General features: G+C 36.5%; 9 protein-coding genes. 1 reads left to right on the top strand and 8 read right to left on the bottom strand.

Annotated features, from left to right (window positions below):
• A partial coding sequence (locus IH598_17695) for a hypothetical protein (GenBank protein ID MBE0640350.1) occupies nt 1-388 on the top strand: 388 nt, incomplete at its 5' end.
• A gap of 537 nt (nt 389-925) precedes the next feature.
• Here the strand turns inward: IH598_17695 and IH598_17690 are convergent.
• The 8 genes from IH598_17690 to IH598_17655 form a co-directional block, all read right to left on the bottom strand.
• Nucleotides 926-2,950, bottom strand: coding sequence for a hypothetical protein (locus IH598_17690; GenBank protein ID MBE0640349.1), 2,025 nt, complete (start codon nt 2,948-2,950; stop codon nt 926-928).
• A 6-nt stretch (nt 2,951-2,956) separates the two neighbouring features.
• On the bottom strand, nt 2,957-3,616 hold the full coding sequence (locus IH598_17685; GenBank protein ID MBE0640348.1) for a hypothetical protein: 660 nt from the start codon (nt 3,614-3,616) through the stop codon (nt 2,957-2,959).
• A gap of 185 nt (nt 3,617-3,801) precedes the next feature.
• Nucleotides 3,802-5,670 (bottom strand): hypothetical protein, encoded by a 1,869-nt coding sequence (locus IH598_17680; GenBank protein MBE0640347.1) that lies wholly within the window; start codon nt 5,668-5,670, stop codon nt 3,802-3,804.
• Nucleotides 5,657-11,683 carry a hypothetical protein gene (locus tag IH598_17675; GenBank protein MBE0640346.1) on the bottom strand — a complete coding sequence of 2,009 codons (6,027 nt, stop codon included), beginning with the start codon at nt 11,681-11,683 and terminating at the stop codon, nt 5,657-5,659. Before IH598_17675 ends, IH598_17680 begins: the two co-directional genes overlap by 14 nt.
• A gap of 6 nt (nt 11,684-11,689) precedes the next feature.
• The gene (locus IH598_17670) at nt 11,690-15,448 is read right to left on the bottom strand and encodes a hypothetical protein (protein MBE0640345.1); all 3,759 of its coding nucleotides are present in this window, start codon (nt 15,446-15,448) and stop codon (nt 11,690-11,692) included.
• Nucleotides 15,445-19,260: a hypothetical protein gene (locus tag IH598_17665; GenBank protein ID MBE0640344.1), complete on the bottom strand. Its 3,816-nt coding sequence runs from the start codon at nt 19,258-19,260 to the stop codon at nt 15,445-15,447. The genes IH598_17670 and IH598_17665 overlap by 4 nt, the downstream gene beginning before the upstream one ends.
• Nucleotides 19,261-19,274: 14 nt before the next feature.
• Nucleotides 19,275-22,496, bottom strand: coding sequence for a hypothetical protein (locus IH598_17660; GenBank protein MBE0640343.1), 3,222 nt, complete (start codon nt 22,494-22,496; stop codon nt 19,275-19,277).
• Nucleotides 22,497-22,544: 48 nt separating this feature from the next.
• Nucleotides 22,545-22,916, bottom strand: coding sequence for a cupin domain-containing protein (locus IH598_17655; GenBank protein ID MBE0640342.1), 372 nt, complete (start codon nt 22,914-22,916; stop codon nt 22,545-22,547).
• Nucleotides 22,917-23,205 lie beyond the last annotated feature (289 nt).

Raw genomic sequence — 23,205 nt, 5'->3', positions numbered from 1 at the left:
GCCTGGTTTTGCTCAGACTTATCAAACTTTCGAAAGAACGCTTACCCTTCGTCAGCGCAGCAAAAGCGCCATGCAGAACTACGGACGAAGCATTACAAAAGTAGCGATTTTTTTTATTGATTGTGCAATTGGTTTTCTCTCATCACGCCGAAAGGCAACCGAACTACCGGAATTACAGGGAAAACAGGTAAACAACTCTACTGCTGAAACTATTCCAGTGCCCAAACTCACCTGGCAGGAAGTGTGCCGCCAACGCTTGAAGTCCGACCCGGAGGTTTGTCCCTGTTGCCAAACTGGAAAGATGAAAACCATTGAAGTTATTTTACCTCGCTCACCACCTGCAGCCATAAACATCCGGCAAAAAGCACTTCAAAGGTGCGCTGTCTGAAACTCTCCATGCGGAAGGGATAGCTACTCCTTTGCCATGTTGCTAAGTTATGGATTAAAAACCGTTGAAATCTGGCAATAATCAAAAGAAAAATGATGCTCAAAGTAATCACCTGAACCCAAAAACCAGATCACAACCGCTGATTAAAACCACGAAAACCAATTCCGCTAACATTGAATCTCCATAATAAACACTGCCGGTTCTGGAGGTTCCGTTCAACACCGACTTAAATCGCAGCCGCCCGAAAGATTCCCGCTGTTCAAGGCGTTATGTCTGGCAGCTGCGTTTAAGTCTTATTTGTTGTGCGTTCGTGCTTTATTTTCATTTTAGTCCTCATTTTCTATGACCACCTGTGCGGTGGGGCATTTTTTAAAATTTCTCTTTTCTCGGGCAGAGACTTGGAAGCTCTTTTGCAAGTTTTGGTCGAGCGTTGGCTTTGTGCGACCTGCAAATGTGCTTACAAGTGTGCGCTGGCCTATTCTTTTCTTGATTTCAACCATCTTTTTTCCTTTATGGAGTAAACATGTCCATTCTAATTTAATCAAAATTGAACACTTCACTTTTATTTAAGATTAATGTTTTAGATGAATCAACAAGTTTACCCAAGTGACTAGGTGTAATATTGGAGGTTATTAAGTTGTGTCTAATAAAAACTGAATAAGTATCAATATTCAATTCAGCTAATTCATAAACCGATACTATGCCAAGCTGATTCAACTCTTGCTCTACTTTAGGACCAACTCCATTGATGTCCTGTAAGTTAAGTTCAACTTTTTTATTCCTGCTTCTAAAGGGATTATACTCAACGAAAACAAAAATAAACAGAAAAGTAACCAGTTCTTTATTCCAAATTGACTCTAAAATTCCATTTATACCCTGTAATTCATTGAGGTTATTTGTCATGATATAATCTATAATTGCAACTGAAACAGAAAGCCCTATGCTTGAGGAGGTACGCTTAATACCTTTCATTATAATAATTGACAAAATAAGAAATGCACTATATACGTATAGTATTAAATTGAATGTACTCATTAGCTTAAGTAAAACCGTTTCACGTATCATATCTAAAAATCTAAATGCTTCTCCTTCTACTGGAATTGCTAATTGTTGAAGCTTTACTCCATCAAGACCATTGAACTCTCCAATAAAAACATATAAACTCATACTTAGATGTAAAAAATATTCCCAAACATATGGAAAGGTGAAATCAAAAACGTTTAAGACAAGCCCTAATAACAGTAATTCAAGTATAAAAATAGTTGATACTATTGATATAAACTTCTTGCTCTTAGGGTTTTTAAGGGCGTATTTGAATATATATGTAATATAAATAATACCACTCAATGAAATAATTAGAAGTGTTATTAAATCTAAGTGATTAACTATAGATTCGAAAATTTGTTTTTTCTCTAAATAGTTTTCATTAGAAAGTGAAAATAATTGTATGGGGATTATTAATAATACCAAAAATAATATGCTAGCAATTGCAATCTTTAGGTTATTCAGCGCTTTATAAAAGCTCGAGAAGATTTTGGAAGTGAGTTTAGAGTTAAAGGCTTTTCTAAAATAGATCTTAGTAAAGGAAATTTTATCAACTAACTTGAAGAAAAGTAAAATAAGGTAACTGAAAATAGTAAAAGATAAGATTCCTCCGAATACTAAATATTTAATGCTAAAGTTTGCATATTCTTTAAGTAAAGTATCACTTTCAAACAAAATAAGGTTACTGATCTTTGAAACAAGATAGCGATCAATAGGTATATGAAAAATAAAATAAAGTGATGTTGAAGAAAGCATAATAAATAAAAGTGCATAATTATCAATTTTATCTTGGAAACTACTACTAATAGACTTAGTCATATTGCTTTCTCTGAGTATTTTAACTAATTCAAATGGCTTTCCCTGAATTATTTTGTAAACAGCATTAAAAAGTGCATTCTCATAATCACTTAATATAACCCTCCTGTTTTTATGGATAAACTTTTTGATTGCATTAAAGGCATTGGTATAATCATTAAGAAAAAAATATGATAAGCCTACTCTTAACTTTAAAGGTATATTTCTACTTTTATTTTTCTTATTTGCATCCATTAGGAGCTTATGTGCCTTTTCATATTCTTTGTTCATCATGCACACCCATCCATAGTCAGAAGCACTATCCGGAGAAATGAACTTTTTAACTTTTAGGGTCTCTTGAAATATATCCAATGCTACTTTAAGGTTCTTATTTTGATTAACATACGCTAGAGCTAATGCTCTATTAACGTATCTATGGTTTAACCCTCTATTTATGGCTTTAATTGAAATCCTTTCTACCTTATTAAATTGACCATTAGCTAAATAAAAGGAAAGGGTGAGTATTGTAATTCCCCCATTTATAGCATATAAAATTATATTAAAGGCAATTAATATAATGATGTTAATAAAACTGTAATCTAATAGAAGTGTAATAACAATTGTTATAATTGACAACGCGAAATGATAGTATTCATTACGATCAGATAAAAAAACAATGTCACTCGAATAAAAGTTTCTAATCCTGATAATAATATCTTTCATAAGTCTTTAATAGTATTCCTTTATATACTCATAAGCCCGATTAAATAATTTTTTTTCCTTATGAAGCTTGTACTTCAGCAAAGTTTTTCTCAACGATTTCTGTACTTCTCTTTCTCCCGTCACGGAAGTCTGCCAGCCATCAAAACGGACAATCTTGACGATTTCATCTATTTCATTAACGATACGTTCAACAATTGCAGGAGTCTGGTCGGTTTTCATTTCTAAGAACAATTCGGTCAATGCAGCTTTTGCAGACTTCTGTTCTTGTGTGGAAATAATTTCTCGTTCAGACCTCAACGTATCTTTTGCTAATTCACATAATTGCTTGATGAATTCAACGCTGCTTATTAAACCTTGCTCTGCTTTGTCTCTAAGTGCTTCAAGACGCTCCCCAAGTGCTTTGAACTTTGGATCGCCAGGATTCTTTTTAAATCGTCCAATTAGAATCTTCACGATGCGTTCAGCTTCTTTCGGATTCTTTTTATTCATCAGGTTTTCAATCACATCTGCATCTAAAACCATTTCCTCCATGTCATGATTGATTCCAGCAACATGAATGTGTTCGTGAATTAAAGCGGTAGTTTGTGCACCCAATGCATGCCATAGCAAACGACCATTATCATCTGAAGGTGGTTTAACGGTTTGCCGGTATGAAACGTTGCGCATTTTGAAGCACAAACTTATCAGTCCACTAACCTCTGATTAAATGTTATGTTGCTCATATATACCACTATTCGCGCAATGTTTTATGACCGGCTGTTATAGCCAGTGTTACTCTTTCGGTTCATTTTCAATTTATTGTAGATCGCTATATTAATAATATGCCATCAAAATTTTATTTCTGAGTTTAATTATTCGAAGCTTAATATCTGATCAAAAGCAAGACCGCTATTACCTTCTCCGCGTCCAACTAATTTTCTTGTTCCAAGCCAAGTAAAAACTTCACCATTAGTCCACCTTGTTCGTTGGTAAGTTTTTCTGACTAAAATTCCTGATCTTGGAATTTCTTCTTCATGAATGAAATAGGCTTCCTTTATATCCACATCAAGTCCTTCTCTTAAAATGGATGTTCTGGGTTCAATTTTTTCAGGAGGATTAATATTACCTCCACCCTTTAGAATTCTTGGCATTGCAGTTCGTTGAAGCTGGATGTTTCTCCTATCACCTGCTTTATGTACAGGTATAAAGGGAATCCAATTTTCGGAAACACTGTTTACTATTTGATACTTTATTTTAGCGTCATTTTTACTTACAGTGCCTTGAGATTCTTGATTGTTAGCCGGAATAATGTTAAATAATTTTTCGTATTTCGCTTTTAATTCAAGTGCTGCTTCTTTCCCACGTTTGCTTTGACCTGTGGCAAGTTGCACGATTGATTCGATTCCCCAAACCATATTGGCTACTTCATCTCTGATAAGATAAATCTCCTCTAACGGTTTTCCTTCCATAACTTTAGCTGCTACAGGCAATAAAACAAGGCTCATATCAGAAGGTATATCCATATCTCCCTTCGTATTTAAGTGAAACATGCTCCATTTTTGCCAATCTTCATCACTGCCCTGTCCGGTAGGCTCAATCCAGAATCGCTCTCCAAATGAATTCCTGGTCACTATGCCTTCTATATTGACAATGCTACCAATAGGGAAAGTAATGGGAACCAAAAACCAGTCGTTGGAGTAATTTAAAACAAAATCAAGCAGCATTAATTGGTTAATATCAGTAGTGTCCGGTTTAATGTTTCCTAAATTCGTTTTACTATCTTCAAAAGTCCACCATCGATTATCCGGCATTCCAGGAAAAATTATCGGAGAAGGATCTAAGGTTTGTGTAAAAGTCTTTCTGACATCTTGATTCGTTTTAGACTCTTTTGTTAAATCAATTTTAGACTTTTCTTTGCTTATATCAAGGTTGTACCAATCGAGATTACCATGATAATATTCACTGGCAGTAAAAACTTTTTCCGCCTTTTCACTTTCTGGTGCAGAGCAGTCAAATTGGTATTCGAGATAAGATGGCTTCCATGCCTGGGTTTCATCTTCTTTAGGCTGATAATAAAGATTTTCAAACCATTTGATAAACTTATTTGCCAATTTATTGAATTCTTCCAATTTGCCATCAGGTATATTGATATTACTGGAAAAAACTCCACTTTTCATATCCTGATATACTCTATATCCATCAATCGATCTGTTGGCGACAGCTTCATATTTTTGCCAAACCTCAATATGCCCGCATACTTGTGCATGGGATTCTTCATTTGGATCGGGAGAAGTTATAGTATAATTATCAATGAAGAAACTTCTCAGACCAGGCTGGTTCTTATCGAGCATTTTCAGCCACTGCCGGCCCATTAATAATCTAATGTCCAATGATATTTCCTGAGCCCCTGATTTGAATGGTATTTTCTGTTTTTCAACTTCGACCTCCAAGGGAATGTCTGACGGAAAGGATTTAGAGCTACCTTCTTCTGATTGATATTTTGTAAGCCCAGTAGTTTTAGCGTGAATTTTTGCCGAAACAATAGAACCGCAATCTTCTCCCTTAAATCCCCCAAGCATCCTCTGCTTAGAAATCATCCAAAGGGCATCCCGTACTTCGGCCTTTAAAGCGCGTGAAAAATCTGCACTCCTTGGCCTTCCTTCTAATCTGTTCCAGCACACAATAGTCGGATCGATTTTATTTACCAATGCATTATAAAAATACGGATTAGCCATTATCATTCTTTTTAATTTGTTCAACAATTCCGTCGAAGATCATTCCAATGGTGGCATATTTACTGGTTGCAGTAGAAAGCGTTGCCGGAATAAACTGGGCATAAGAAGTTTGATCGATATGCTTTGGTTCAATGGATCTTAACTTTGCTAAATCAAGTGTTTCGTGCATTGAATTAACAATTTCATCCCATGCCCAATTTCCATCAAATTTAGTTGGGGTAACCAATAACATGGTTTGGGGAGGTTCAGCATTTGGTTGGTTGCTTTGGAACGTAAGCCCTGTTGTTTCCTTCTTTTGCGGTATTAAATCAATCCATTCATCAACTAAAATTCCACATAACGTTTCAACCGGTTTAAATTCATCCAGGTAGGCAGTATAAAGTAATTTTTCACTTTCTATTAAATAGCTATCCGGGAAAGACAACCCAAGCCATGTGTCGTTGTCGATATATGGAATCTGAAAAGGGGCCAATTCCTGTGTTTTACTTTTAAAGTTTTCCGATAAGATGACGATGTTTTCCCAATGACCCATCTTTTCTCTCACTCTGGCAAGACCATAGAGCCAGTCATCCATAGGAAAATCTACTTGTAAATCCTGTTTCTGATATTTTAGCAGTTGCTCCTGATCATTATAACATTTCTTTAATTCATTCATGTGATTATCTGGAAGCTTGTATTCAGGGATCATTTGAAAGGCTTCACCAAATAGTATTTTTCCAGCTTTTTGAAGATCTTCTAATTTGACAACCTCATTAGATATTTTCCCATTTTCAATTAATTCTTTTATGTCTCCAACTAATTCTTCTATAGCTACAATTTTTTTGTAAACAACTGTATTAAGATTTTGCAATTGTTTTGCTATATCTTCAGCATAAATAAGAACCTGGCGCTCGGAATCTATTATTTCAAGTGGTTCAAAATCGTATTTACTTAATGGATCATCGCCTGACTTTAATTCTTCAAACTCTTTAAATAGGTCTCTAATTTTTTGATGATTGTATTCTAAAAAGTCATTTATTTCAGTGAATTTGTCATCAAACTTCTTTTTCTTATTTACAACTATTTCTTCAAGCTGACCAATATTCATTTCCTTATCCACTGCCAGATAATCTGTGGAAATGGTTCTATGAGCATTTTGTAAAATCTTGATTTTTTCCTTATCTGAAATCCTAGTGTTTAATATTTGGTTCATCAAATCATTGTAGTTTGATTTTTTATCATTCCAACGAATTAAATAATCTCCCACCTTTTTATATACTGATGAAAAAATCGCTGCTTTACGATTATAGATATCACCGATACAGGTTTCACATAGTCCGAAGTGATTCAATTTGAAAAGCAAATCAACATAATCACCTAGAAATGAATCAATCCCTTCAATTATTTCTACTTTGTTGCCAGAGGTTAATTCTAAATCACCAATTGTAACTAAAGAAAGAAAACCATCTTTAAACTTCGACTCTCCATCAGAACTATTATCTAAGAGGCCTTTTAAGTCATCTTTTACCCTACCTATTCTTTCCAATTTTCCCAAGTTAAGGATAATATCATCCTCTGTAGATATTTCATTTTGAAGCATTAAATCCGATGGCTTTAAAGGCCTTGAATTTAATAAAAGTGATCTTAAACTTTTGATTAATGGGGCCAATTCAAAAATGGTAATGAGTGGCTTCCCTGATTCATCAAAAAGTTGCTTTGAATAATTGATATTTATTTCAACATCAGCTCGTGGTCTTAAACTACTATTATCATCATCTATCTGCGTTTCAAAAACTTGGTGCATCATGAAATCATCCAGAGCACTAAGTGTTTTTTCTTTTTCGATATCAAGCACATATAGTAGGTCAATCGGAGCTAAACCAAGATCTTTTATTGATTTTCTAATAGTAAGAAGACTCAACTTCTCTTTTGATTTGGTCTTTGGGATGCTACTATCATCATTACCTGAATTGTGTTCTAAATAATCTGGTTGATTAATGCTAGCTTCAATAAATACTCTTTCCAGGGGTGGAAGGATGTTTTCCAGGAAAGCATTTATGACAGGTTCTGCAATTACCCGGGGATTAAGGCTATTATCCCGTGAATCGGGACTGATGCCACTTTGAAAATGAATTCCAAATCGGTTGGTCAACGTTACACCACTTCTTGGGGTTTTTATAACATCCGGAAATTGCGGGAATGTTCCCTTGCTATATGAGTCCAGTGATGCGGCCGCACGGTCATAATTTGCTTGTACTATTTGATGAACACTCTCTGATATGGCCAGGTCGGCTACTGCGTCATTAATGTTTAGAATGCGATCAACTTCAGCGTTTATTGCTTTTTTTTGCTTGGAATTAGCCTTTTTAAGTTCCTTACCAAAGGGGTATTTTGATTTTCCGGTGCTTTTGATATGATTTACCAGGGCAAGTCCATCAATCACATTTCTTGCATCAATCTGGGATATCGATTCCAGGTCTTCATCATTTTCTGCAGTCTCTTTCATTCGATTAGCAGCCAGCGGAAATGCTTTCCTTAATTCATAGATAAAAATATCAACCTCAGCTTCATCATGTCTGTCATGCAATCCCCTTTCAAGTTGATAGCCCAGCAATGACCCTAAACTTTGGCCATGCTGAATGCCTTCAATAATCGATAATGCCATTCTGACGCGCTCGGATGATAAATTTACTTTATATATTTCAGGGTCTTTCGGATTGGCATTTGACAAATAAGCATTTCGCAAAACGGCTGAAGTAACTGCATGATTGAGAGAAGGTGCATGTATATACCCAGCATTGCTGCTATCTATTTTAATATCTCCCTTATTGTCAGGATCAAATAAATTCTTGATTTCAGCTTTAAGTTTGACCGTTTCAAGTTTTTCATTTGCTGGGATCACATCTTCAAGCCAATTAAAAGCACCAAGGTAAATGCCCTCTTTTCCCTCATTCGATTCTTTCCAGGATCGCATTGCTTTGAGCTGCATGTTTACAAACCCAAGTAGCCATGCATCCAAACGATAGGTGCAACAATCCAAATGCTCTACAAAAGCCCTTTCAAGACGTGCAGTCGGAACATCTTTTAATATTCCCAGGGCGTTTATTATTAATTCCAGTTGATTTTTTTCTGGTATAAACTCATTATTTTTGATGATCCCTGATATGTATTGGGATACCGATATATTCTTTTCATCAATAAGATTAAGAATATCAAGTTTGCTTTCTAATCCTAATTTATTAGTATTGAATCCCAGATAATTATTATCGGCCCTGGATGTATTCGCATCCTCATGGAATTTGATGGCTTCTCTTTGATTTAAACGTAAAGCCGTGCTATAAAATTCAAGCATTAAGGCATTGCGAAGAAAGTGATAAAGTAGGGCTGAAGGCTCTTTATTGTCTTTAAAACCTTCCTGGTTTTTAATTTTATCAAAATCTGAATTTATATTCTCCCATATCCAGTCAATATAGTTTTTCTTTTCCCCGGCATATTCGCCAATCTTTCCCTTTTCAGATAAAGGCCGGTCATCAATAAGATCTACTTTCAGATGGTTGGCGTGAGAAATAAAGATTTTTTCAAGTATTGGTATGTCAGTTTTATTCAGGTCAATGTTTTCTTTTTTCAGCTCATCAAGAAATTCTTGAATCAGCGCTGCTGCCTCCTTTTTATAAGTGCCATCCTTAATTGCTTTTTTAATTCGTTCGTAATAGTTTTCTGGTGAAAGTATGTTTAATATAACTGTCCATTTCCAGGCAAACATCGGATTTAAATTTTGAATTGTTTGATAACCGGAATCGGAGTGATTGCCCAAATTAAGTTGATTGTACAATTGTGAAGCACTGCGGGCATATCTTTGGTAAAATTCAACGGATGAGGCATGTAACCCCAATGTATCCAGTAGGATTTGATATGGGTCTCCTTCTTTGCTAACATTCGCGGTTTGTTCCAGTATCTTTTGCCAATCCGAGTAAATTTTCAAAAAGAATTTGTACAAGTTTCTCAAAAAAGGCATTTCTTCTGAAAATTCACTCTTTCTAAAAGCAGAAGTCCCATTAAGCCATTCTGTTTTCTTGATTGCAGTAGCAGGCAGAATCCCGTATGGTTGATCACCGATCCTGATAGCAGGTAAGTTGCCTCTTCCTTTCACGAAATCAATGAAAAATTTGCGGGTTGCATCTACATCTCTGTCTGTAAATAAATTTGTTAGCATACTTTCCATGAAATAGCCTATTGTGGCCGGCCATAAAGCAGTATTCATGGCTTGCGCTTCCGATTGATCGGTATTGTAGTAATTGGCAGATCTTTCTATTGAAGCATTCTTAGCATCAATTCCAAGTATTTCACAAAGCACTTCTCCATCAGTTTTTTTCCGAGTCTCCTTTGAAACTTCCAAACTGTTCTCAGTATCTTCCTCAGCATATCGTTTATATGTTTCTTCAAAATCTTCTTGTTCTGAGAAACCAGATCCCTCTTCCTCCGAATTATTTGTTGGTGTGCCTTGTTTCAGAATCGAAAAGCCACCGTTCCCATAATGATGGTGCCTCAATAATTCTTCCAGCGAAATCCTGGAATGCATCGCATCAGATGAGATTTTTACGCCGATCGCAAATAAGCGGTCAAACCCATTATTGTATTCTTCCTGTTTAAGATCAATCTTAAACCCCATCCCTACTTTAATGGCTTCGTCAAAATCGTAATACCATTTCGTATCTGATTTTTGATGCAGGTAATCGATGTATTTAGCGGCTTTGTAATCATCCTTCAAACTTTCAAAATCCTTTTCCAGTTTCAAACGATCCGGTTGACTAGTATTTCGCTTAGTTTCTTTTTTAGAATTATTGGGATTATTTGAAGCCTCGGGAGCTATCAAATTATCATAAAATTCTTTCAGTTGTTCTTTTTTCTTTTCCTCATCAAGAGCTAATAAACCCTCAACAAAAGTTGTTTTAAAGTCAATAGAAGGATCAGGTCCTATAAGTAAAGGATCAGGAATGATATTTCCGGTTTTACGAAATATTTCTTTTGGGGCCCCACCTTTTTCTTTTCCTTTGAACCCCATTAATACGAATCTGTCGGGTAGCGCCCTTACTTTAGCTGCATTTGACCATGATGACAAGCGGGGTGCTGTAATTTCATCTTTTTTCGGAAACTGGATAAAAGATACCAGAGGATTTACATTTTCTTTTGAAGTTATGCTCTCTTCAAATAAAATTATGCTCTCTTCAAAATTCCAAGGTTTAAATCTTTCGTAATTCTTATGAATTTTTTGATCACTATTTCCCATCAATTTGTTTTTCCAATAATCGATGATTGGTTTTTGTTCAATATCAGAAGGGAGTTTCTCAACTTCGATAACTAATATAATTTGTTGTTCTTCTGTTCGTTCAGGTTTACTTTCCAGATTTCTTGGTTTGAAGCTTTCTTTTACCCAGTATGCCCGACCTGGTTGTAATGTGCTTGTTAATCCTTTCCATGCTGCTTTTTGCAGATTGTCTGTTACTGGTTTAAGGCTATTATTTTTTGGTTTACCAGCTGCCCAAACATTACACCAATACTGCCTGGCTTTCGCAATTTCTATTTCTGAAAGGGTATCTTCGAAAGTATCAATGGAACATTCATCCGGAAAAATCCTGACCCAAAGTTGATGTTGTGTCTCTTCATTTTGTGTAGTAATTTTTTTAAAACGGGTCTCCATCCTTACTGGGAACATAAGGATAGGATAGTCATGGAAAAAAAATAGGTTGATACTCTTTGTGGGATCTGAAAAAATACTAAAATTCCAGGACACTATTTTTTCTAATTCTTCAGTGCTCTTTTTCAGTTCGAGTTCTTTATCAGTAATTTCTTCCCAAAGTTTCGCTTCTTCATCAGAAATTGATCTTCCCAATTTGCTATGTATACCCTGGCTTCTGCGGAGCTGTTGTTTCTCTATACCAAGCTTTTTATATTTCTCTTTTAACTGAAAAACTTCCTTCTGAATATTTTCCTTTATAGACCTGGCTTCATGGTATGCTGATATTATATTTTTCTCTGGCATGGCGAGTTAATTAGAATTATCATTCGTTATTTGCGACAGCATTTTAGAGGCATGAACTGCTACCATAACAGGAACCTGGTATAGAATATATGCAAGATCAGCGGAACTTACATTTTCATCCCATACGATTTTTTCATCTTCTTTCTGCTGATTCTCCTTTAAGTTGCCTTTTTGTAATTTTTGATTTTTAATTGTAATTGAATTGTTTATTTGAATATATCCGCCATTTTCTACTGATGGACTGAGGTCATTCCAGCTTAAGTCATTCCAAATCTCTATCTTGCCATTTTCATCAATATTCCCACCCTGACTGATATCCAAACCAAACCGAGGTTCTCCGGGCCTTTCCTTAATAATAAAAAACCAGCCGGGATCATCCCATGTAACACCCAATGGGCATTTTTCACCTTCCTTTCCCGGGCCTCCCTTTGCTTCGCAAGCTTTTAGATCAAACCCAAAAAAGTAAATATCCGGTTCAACTTTAGCCTCAAACAACGGAAATTTAATGATGCTGTCAATATTTTCATCTGAATATGCTGCCAACTCTCTTGCCTCATCAATATTAATACTTCCATCCTTATATTTCCAGTCAGCTTTATGTGCGTAAATTACTGCATTAGGGAATTTTTTAAGCAATTCCCCCCTGACAACCAACACCACTTTATCTTCCTTTTCTTCGGGAACAACATTGTTATCATGCTCTCCAAGGCTGGACTTTTTGCTCCAGATATGCAGGGGTTTAATGTCTTTCAATTCTTCTCTTGACAATTCTAAATCGGCTTCATAAAGCAAAGCAGGCAGAATTTCTGCTTCGTTTTCATTTATGCGATCGTACAGCGCTTGGAGTTCAGGTACAAACCGCTCACTCAAAATTACATTCAGCCTCAAATTGATCGATTCTTTATCTAATGGCTTATTATTTAGTGGCCCGTGAGCCTCCCAGAATTGTCGAAAATAGCTGCCCCGCTGGTCGGTAGGATATTCCCGCCAAAGCAATTCCCTGGCAAATTCGTGGTTAAGCCCAACCATGTATGCTTCAATAAACTTTCTATTTGTTTCAAGCAGGGAAATACTGTTTTGCTCAACAAAATTGATATTTGGCAAAAATAATTCCGCAGAACAGTCTGCTAATGGTTCGTACATTGGTATTGAAAACTTAGGATAAGCCATAGCTTCAGTGAATCTTTCCTTTTGCTGAATATCTACAAATGGCGGTAAGATGATTCCACCGAATACCCATCTTGGGATTGTCATACCAGGCTGAATATTCTGATAAACCGCTTCATTCACTTCGGCAATATCCAATTCGGGAAGCTCCTCCGGTTTAGCCTTTTTTGAACTGTCCTGAATTAGTTTGTTTAAATCTTTTAAGGCACTTTTAAATTTTTCTGATTCATTATTATCATCATTAGTACTGGAAGAAGTATCTCCGGGAATGTCATTTATCCTCCATGTTTGATCAGTGGGGAGATCGTCAACTGAATCCGGACTTTGATCTTCGTCAATTACCGACTGTAATGCCTTAAATTCTTTAATCCATTTTAGGGAGAATCCTTTTAAAAAAGCACACAAGTCCTTGAAAGAGGCAATGTTCTTATTCTTTAGCAGCTTTTCAATGAACACCAGAATGTACTTTAGCAGTTTTTCAATGAACACCAGAACGTACTTTGGCCACTTTTTATTAACGTGAAGCTGAATGTACTTCACCAGCTTTTCAATGAGAACCGGAATGTGCTTTAACAGCTTTTCAATAACGAAAATCAGAATAAAAAGGATAAGTATTATTACTTGTATTGGAACAGTAATAATTTTAAAAGCCCAAATAAGGAATTTATATTCAAGCGCCCAAATAAGAAATTTATAAATAAAAGCCGGCATTTTGGCAGGCTTAACAGCTTCAATTACTTTATTTATGGTTTGAATTCCTTCAGGAGTTTCCTTTTTTGGTGCAGCTGTGGCAGATCCCTTGTTGATCTTTTGAACCAGGCTGTCAAGGTTCATTACTTTGGGCTTAATGATCTCAAAGCCACAAGGCCGGAATAACCTCGAAAATATATTTTTGCTTTTTGCAAGTGGTAGCCGATGTATGAGTTTTGACATTGGCCGGGTTGCTTTTTGCATGTTCACAGAAGTGGAGGCCAGTGTTAATTTGCTGTTCTTTTTTTGAAAATAAACCGTGGTATAGGTATCGGAAACTACCCTGCTTTGGAGCGGTGAGGTCAGGCATAGCCACTTTCCTGGTCTTTTTTCTTTGAGCGGTTTTAAGTGTTTGTTATACCAAATTTCGGAGGCTGCCTTTGCAAGCTGAGCCTGACGTATTTTCTTATTTGCTTCTAATACCTCGCCAATTTGCTCCCATGCCGATTTCATATACGTTTCCTGGTTTTCCTGAACCACCTTGGTTCCGAAACCTGCTGTTACCCGCCACCGGGGATCCAGATTAAGTTCATGGATCCAGTTATCATTGGGTGAAATATTTTTTTTGTTATCCCTTTCCTTCAAAAGCCTTTGTGTGAGCGCGTGCCATTTTCCATATAATGGGGCAGTGATCATAGGATCAGGGTTATCCGTAATATTATAATCAGAAGTTAGTGTTTGTTGCTTAATTTGTGAGTCAGCATTTGCTGTTTTGGCATCATTTATTTCATAGCTGTCAGATAAATTAATGAATGCGGCTAAATTTTGTTGAAAGGGATGCGGGTAAGATGCAGTTTTATTAAGGGTTGCCCAATTGCGGTATTTTTCAACCTCTTCCAATTCAGGTTTATCATAAGATGAATCAGGTATTTTTAAGGCACCTTCCAGTTTTAATACCCCATTATATTTCACATCATCTGCTGCTCCATCCTGATCCCTGAATCCCACTAAATTTGCTCCCGGGTCCTGAACATCCAGGTCACGAACGCCAACTCTTTTATCTACAGGCTTTGGCTCTAGCAGGCGGACCAGGTATTCAAAATCACCTATTGAACCTGTCCGGAAACACCATCGATAATAGTATGGCAAGTTTTTCCCGGTATTGCCATCAGCAGCCCATGCCTTATCCGTTTCATCCCTATTATTGTTTGAAGTTTCTCCTAAACCTGCCTTTCGACCACTTTCATAAACGGGTACCAGAAAAGCATGATAAGCCTGATTTTCCTCTAATTTTCTCGGACATAAAATTCTGGAATTTGCCAGATCGGGATTATCATCAATTATTTCCCCCAATTTTTCAGAGATCTTGTCATTTTCATCTGATTTGAATCCAGCTTCATTTAACAAATCCTCATTTACATGTACATGTGCCCATGCCCACAGTTGATCGGGGTCTGGTAATGTTGCATTATTAGATATTCCAATTGAAGGTAAAGGGCTATTGGGAAGAATCTTCCTGTCCTTAAATTCATCTTCTTTCAGAACAATAAGCGCAATCCATGGCTCCAGGCGGTGATTCGCAGGATTGGGTTCCGGTGAGTAGCGCCAGGGAAAATCCTCATCATAAAATTCAATAAATGGTAAATAGTTCGGTTCAAAATTGGTTAGGTTGTTTTGTGGTTCAACTTTAGTAATCGCACGTCTGTCGATGCCAATTATATCTCCTGGTCCGTATAATTGTATGTCTCTGGTAATATCCTCCTCCTTACTATTTCCATCTTTTTTCAGGCCACTTAATTTTATCTTTATTGTAGCCTCCGCCCTGTCGCCTACCCTTTGTTTGATAAGGGTAGCAATACCCTGCCTGAGCCATGGAAGAAAAGTATATGTTGCTATTTCATCACTCATGTCGCGTAAACTTCGGTATTAGGTATAACTTGAATATTTCCGGCGAGTTCCGGATTGTTATTAATCATTTTTGACATGCAATCTATAGCAGCGGTTTGACTGGTGAAACTCGCTGCAACGTTTTCTATAGGTGCATTTGTCTCTTTCGACACAACTGAGTATTTATTGTGGATATTTTGTATCGTATTATTGTTAGGTTGCATCCTTATTTTATGGCGCGCCGACAAGGTGGATTTTGTTGTTGCATTTCCATTTAGGAAATGGCCGAAAATGGATGAGAATAGTCCGGCAACGGCACCTCCGACAACATCAGGGAAAGTATAAAACTCCTTTTTAATATGTTTAAATTTCTTACTTAGATTATCCGGAATGATTGTTTCATCCAGAATGATTGTTTCATAGCGAATTACACGTTTCGTTGCCTGACTTGTTTTGAATCTGTTAAGCCCGGCACCGATGTTTATGCCTGCATCGAACCATTCAAAGGCCGGGCTCGATAATCTTTTTGAACCCTCCAGATTTCTAAATTGGGAGGTAGCAAATCTTTCCTTTGTTGCAGGATACTCGTCAAACGAATCACTATTTTCGGCTTCAAACTTTGCTGTTAGGGAGAAATGATTACAATCAACCGGCTTTTGATTGCCAACTTTATCAAGCTTAATATTAATCGGGATTGCCCGTTGGCTGATCCTGAGCGAACCCACTGGATGAATAACAAGGGTTTCTTTTTCATCATTATTCCTTAAAGTGACTAAAACACTACTTCCTTTTGGCAAAATTGTTTCCCAGTTTCTTTTGTTTTCAAATTCTTTTTTCAGCAATGGGAATACTTCTATGGCAGTTAGTTCGGTATTGTGTTTTTTACCCCATGTTTCATCAATTCCGATCTTAATCGTTGGGCCAATACAAGTGAGTTTCTTTTTGGCATTCCCTTTAATATGCCAGGGTGTAGGTCCTTCAAGCATTCCCTCAACTGCGAAAGAGAACAATCCAAATCCAAAGACCTTGACCGACATGTGAACAGAAAAGTCTATTACAAAATAAAATGGGCTGAATTGAAACAAAGCGTCAAAAGAAATATGCCCATCTACATTGAATGCACTGAAGCCGAAATAACATTCAGCCATGGCACCAAATTGAACAGTATTGGATGTTACGGCAAAGTACCCTTCGATCCTGACTTTTGCATGTGAAGAATTTAGCAGGCTTGTGCTAATTCTGCGGGGAATTGCAAATGGAAGCGTGGGTGGATTGAATCTTGGGTTGAATCCCCCAACGCTGACCACAAAGTTGGCATTATCACCCCAGTTAATCAACAAGCCCATCGCCCCATCAAGGGTAATCATGAGAATCTTTGAATCGTAAAGCTCGGCATAGAACCACAATAACTTGTTGTTTGGTTCGATGCGCCCAATGAAATTGACCTGCAATTTCAGAAGCTCTTTGTTTTCATCCGGCAGTGCAACTTTCAGGATTCCTAATATGGTTATATTGAGTGCAGGAAATTCCAAAATAAGGCCAGCCGAGAGTTTGACTAATGGAGGCGTACCCCAGCTAATTTTTGCTAATAACCCTGCGACAAACACATCATTTGCAGGGGGGAAATAGGTACGCAGGTCACTGATGATTTTTGTTGCATTGGCTACCACATCCTGCGGAAACATGACACTTTGGATGGCTCCTGTCCTGACTCCGTCAGATACTGGCTGGATATTGACTGTCCGGTTCAATCCCAGCAGGCCACCCACTGCTTCAAGGGTAAATCCTAATCCTAACTGTATACCAGTACCAAATTCAGCGGTAATAACTATTATCATCGAATAGCCTTTTGAACCGTCAGGCATTCGGGTAGTTACTAGCCCAATCGCTTTTAATGCCATCCAATCATTAATGAGCAGTTCGATGGCCCCGGCGTATTCTTTCCTGTCGTTGTCGAAGAACAGGTATCCACCACCTTTTATGGCTTCCAAGCTTATGGATAGTGCAATACCATTAGGAGTTTTTAAACCTAAAGAAAGATTAATAGGACCCAAATTACCATTTCCATCTTTGGGAAAAGAAAATTTTGATGAAAGTCCGATATTTTCAATAACAACTTTTAGTGGTCCTAAATTTGCTTTTACGGTAGAAGAAACTTCAACTGGTATTTTATTATCTTTTATTTTAAGAGATATTGCAATTCCTTGAATTTCGACTGGGCCAAATTCGATATGAGCAGGTATAAATAACTCTAATCCTCCACTTCCTTCAAAATAAACGCCAGACGAACTTGACCATCCAATTGTGATTTCAAAATTTGTAATAATACCACTTTCAGGCAAAATTTTGGCTAAGAAGCTATCCATGTTTTTAGAAGTAAGTAAAAAACTACCTCCTTTGACGAATATCTTGACATCGAGAGTATAAGGGTTTTCAATAGAAGTTACTAATTTCGATTGCACTCCTATTTGATTATAGGAAAGACTTGTCTCATTTTGTCGCCCAAACACAAACTTTTGCTCCTGATCTGCTTCTTGAGATAAAGTTAACATTACCTCCCCTTTTGCGCTAATTTGATTATTATTACCATCTAGTACTGAAGTGCTGAAGCCCTTTTCTGGTTCCAGGATTAAATTTATACCTTCATTAATAGAAGATCCGGCACTAAATCCAAGTTTAAACTTCCAATCAGCCCCCAAATAAAATTCTATTTCTTTTTGAATATCAATATTCCCAATGGCATAAACTTGAACTTCAATTCCTTTTGGGACAGTTATTGAAGGTTTTTCTGGCACAGGTGATAGGTCTGATGCCAGATAATTGTAATCTATTTGTTCTACATCTTCGTTATCGGATGAAACATCATAACTGTCATCAGTATCATCATTTATTATAATATTATCTTCATTCAATGTCACATCATCGTGGAAAATATCATTTTCGATTTCCTGCTCATCATTGGAAATAGGATCTGAGCCTTCGTCAATAGATGGAATTGTAACGGGACTGTATTTTTCACCGGTATACAAACGCATAATTAATCCAAACTCGCCATAAGCCTCCGGCCAAGTCCCAGTTCTAAACAAGGGAACTCGTAATTCTCTGTTTCTAGCATGTGAAAATTCTAAATTTATATCTCCGTGATGGTGAAATATTCCGGCAGGCATAGAAATAGAGTGGAAAAATTCAACTAATAATTCTAGCAGTTGTCCATACCCTTTGTCAACAAATTTTATAATGAAATCTTTGGGGGCACCCCACCCGAAAGTATCTTTGATCAATTTTTCGGGATCTGAAAATAAAATTGCTATTTTTCCCCAATTAATAGTTAATAAATCTACTTCCAATAAAAACTTTGCTGAATCAGATGATTGCCTCTTCTTTTCAATTATTCCAAATCCAAGCAAAAGGCTCTGAATTTTTTTATATTTATATCCCAAATGGGAAATTATCAGAAAGTCAATTATTCGTTTAGGCAAATTATTCAAAACATCATTGTTGTTGATAAAATTAGGAACAGATTGAAGCGTTGTTTTAATTTTAGCAACCAGTCCGAAACAAGTTGTTAATATTGGTACAATATCTAATATCAGGCTTGCAATTTTATCATTGTCTTCATTTTCAATTGCTTCAATTAATAGTGTAGTTTTAGGGGGCAATGCTGCGAAAGCTGAGACATCAATGTCAAAATTGAAATTTGAAGGAATATCATATCCAAGCTGAGCGAAAAGGTATCGGACACTTTCTTGATTATTTAAATAAGATAGTGGTGTGAGAGCTTCTGCTAATTCAACAAACAGAATTGAAATTATATCACTTTTGTTATTTGGCATTTCCTTTCATAGTTTTATGGTAAACCATTTGTGTCCATAACAAAGGTCTGATTAGTGTCAGCAACATCGTTATAAACTATACCCATGGATGTTTTTAACGAATTACCGCCATTCTTTCTGATATATAAAATAATTGCCTTGCAAAAGGCTTCCTCCCTTGCTCTATCTGGAATCCCAAAGCTCCCTTCACCAGTTGGAGTTGGCCAACCGGCTGGGTTGTGAAAAGGATCACCATTAATAGCAGGGGCATTTCCAAGATCCTCTCTAATTAATTTTGCTCCTGGTGCATTTGATACAACTCCGTTCAAATAGCGCCGAGTGTCTCTAATCCAAATATCCAAATCTATATTTACAGGTGGATTTCCAGTGGTTGCGATTTGGTTACACCTGGCAAAATGGTATATCGTTTTGATCTTATCAGATACATTTATATTAACAACATTTTCTGGGACGTTTACATGCCATCTTAACAATAAGGCCCAAGTGCGTTGTGCCCTAAATACTTGACCAAATGTTAGATTTTGTATTTCACCTCCACCATTATTTAGAATGTTCTTCCAGGCATTATTGGTTTCAAATCCCCAGGGTGTGTTTTGTAAATCTCGAAGTCTCATCCTTGAAAAATCCCACATAGCTACTCTAAAATCACTATCTACACCATTGCCCAGGATACGCAAAGCCATAACCCAGCGATAAAAGGAATGCCATGTCCTGTGATAATTATGATTGCCGTAAAATTGTCTTATTGGTGAAGTACCTGCGTTTATATCTGCTCTTTCATCTCTTACCTGATTGGCCAGATCCCATCCGAAAGAATCATTTTGTGACCGAAAATGCGAGGCATACTTTCTTTGACTATTCATAAAGCAATCTGGCAGGCGATTGTGATATGTATCCAAGCCAAAAAACATCATACACCTTTTAAAGCTTTCGATAAAGTGTAACTTAAAGTAGGTTAAAAATCCCTGTAATTCTCCGCGATTATATGCACCGAAATTTCGTTGCCAGAAACGATTTTGAGGAGGTCTATTCTGATTATTTGAATAATGACCTTGAACACATGAATAATATTGATTATCTCTTATTACTGAATCACCTATATAATAATTTATATTTCTTTGCCAATCGATTCTTCTTTTTGTTCCAATCGTCCAGTGAAAATATCCTAAGGATAAAAAAGCATTGTCCCATGAATTTATAACCTCAAAATTGTTTCCAGCTTCCCTCAATATCACAATTCGAACAACATCTATTGTTGCATTCGCATTCGCAACAGCCACTATATTATTCTGGTTATTTTCCCAATTCCCGCCCCATGTAAAAGGATTTCTTCCATCAAGAAAATTAGTAATGCCTTCGTAATTTATAAGTTTTCTGCAATAAGTTCCCAATGCCATTTTCCCATCGTAAAATAAATCATGATTTGTATTATTACCAATAACACGATTATTGTGAAGTTTTCCCCAATAGCCAGAAAAATCTTGAACAAAAATTCTGGGCGTCCTGCTCCTAAGAAAATCATGTCTCCAAATATTAGAATAATTTATATTAATATCAGGACCAACAGTATATACATTATTAAAATTAGGACCACCAGTAAAAGCACTAATAACAACAGGACATCGCCAACGTAATGCTTTCCATAGTTTGATTAATTTTCGTGTTTCTTCATTGGCAACACCACTCACCGGCCCGGTATATCTTATAAGGTTAGGGTATCTTCTCAACTTCTGATGATAGGGTACGGTAGAATTGGTATTCTCTCTTTCTTTGGCAATAAATTTCATTTTAGAATAAATCTGGAATTCTTTTACTGCCCATTCGGTGTAAAGATTAAAATAACCATTAGTATTAGTATTATCAGGATCAGGATCTTGATTTGTATTAATATATATTGGAACTTCTTCTGTTGCCATACTAAATCCCAATTCAGTTAAATCATTTTTAAGAATTATGACTTCTGGATTTATAGGATGAGGAGTTGTAACATTCTGAATTTGATTTCCATTTTCATCTTCAATGAATTGCAAATTATCCTCGCAGATGTTTTCGATAGTGTTGGTAATTAAAAATAAGGATGAAAGAAATGGCAAATCGACATTTAGAAATTCTGCTTCAACTTCAAAAGTTTCATTGTCTTTATTAACATTAAATGATGTGTAACGAATGAAGTGTTTGCAAATGATTTTAATTGGGGGGGTAATAGTATTTGATTCAATGTTTAATCTTCGAATTAAATTACCAACAACCCTTATGGCAGATTTTGGAAAACGTAGTTGATTATAAATATCTACTTTCTGCTCATTGGTTAAGGCTAAAAAATCATTATGCATATCTTGCTCTATTGGCATCCACACGTTTTGTCCGTTTAATTTTGGATTATCCGGTTTATTACGCCAGGTGATATAACCATTCCCCATCGCCACTGATACCATTGAAATTTTAAAAAGCCCTAACAAACGAGAGCCTAGTCCGGTCATTATATCCTCATTCGTAATTATTCCATCCCAGTTGTCGCCTATATATCGTAATGAAAACTCGCGGTCATTTTTATTGGATAAAACTATGCGGTCAAATAATATGCTAACAAGTACCTCAATTGGTATAATGTTATTTTGATCGTAGATAGATTCATAAGTTAGGTATTGCCACAAATCATGTGCTATTTCATTTAATACAACAATATCAATTCCAGCAAGGCCCATTTCGGAATTGTCAGGTTTACCAAATGCTACTTGCGTACTTCTCGCTTCATTAATGTAATCTTCAGAGGTTAATGTTTCAAATACTTTATGATCTAAAGATAGTGTGGCTAAGGTTGTATCACCACTTTTGAGTGTTACCGAAATTACGTATCTTCCTTCTTCAATAGGAGTCCATGAAAATAATCCATTCTGCTGAGTTTTATCAATATTGTAAAACAGACCTGATACATGTGGCCCTGGGAGTGGTATATCTTCTTTTTGATTGGTTTCAAAAATATATTTTCGAATACTCCACTCATAAGATGTTACCTTTTGATTGTTTAACACGAAGACTGCATATTGGTTTGTAGCGTTAATAAATAATCGTTTGGTTAGGTAACTTACCAAGACATAGTTGCTAGTATCCCCTTTTGAGTAGCCTAAACTATCAATGTGCAACAAATTATTATTGTTGTCTCTGGGCCATCTACTTTCTACGTTTCTGATTGACATTTTAAAAACATATTTTCGCCACCATTTGGTGGCATCCATGTAATCAAGTCTTAATATTTGTTTTACATTTTTTTGTTATTTACATTGTTACCAATACCCATCAACAGGCAAGGCTTCATTTTTCCCCGGCCATGGTGGCATTGTTACAATAAGAAACCGTAAAGTCTCTTTACCTGTATTTTTAAACTGAAAGGAACATCCCGGTGGAATTGTAACAGCTGTATCTTTTGTGAGAGGAGTAATGGTTTCTTCTTCATTAAGTTTACGCCACAATTGCCCCTCTCCGGCCAGGAAATACCATATTTCCTCAACTCTTTTGTGGCATACAGGTTTTGAGGTTGCACCCTTTGGCAATTCACAAATACATAAACCTCCGCCTTTCATATCGGTCAACAGAAAAATTCTTGAGCCGTCAGGGGCAAGGCAATCGGGTTTGTTTTTTAAGTGTTGTGTTTCCATTTCACTTGTTTTTGCATTGGCTATAACGTAAAGCATTTTATTCATCGTTTTCAAGGCAAAGGTAGCCAAAAAGTGGGATGATCAAATTTTTGTTGGAAGACTTTTATTTGGCAGGAAGAAAATGATGAATAATCCCGCACGTGCGGGAGGACTATGCCGCCCCCGGACACTATGGGCATTCTATCTTTTGGAAGGTGAGGCTGGTGGTTTTAGCTCAATAATAACAGTAAGGTGTTGGCAATAGAATTTTCTCCGGCGGTTCATTTGTTTCTTTTTTTGTTGATTTTTG

The organism is Bacteroidales bacterium (assembly GCA_014860585.1).
Lineage (GTDB): Bacteria > Bacteroidota > Bacteroidia > Bacteroidales > 4484-276 > RZYY01.
The sequence above is the reverse complement of the archived record's forward strand: the minus strand, read 5'-3'. Positions and strand labels throughout refer to the sequence as shown.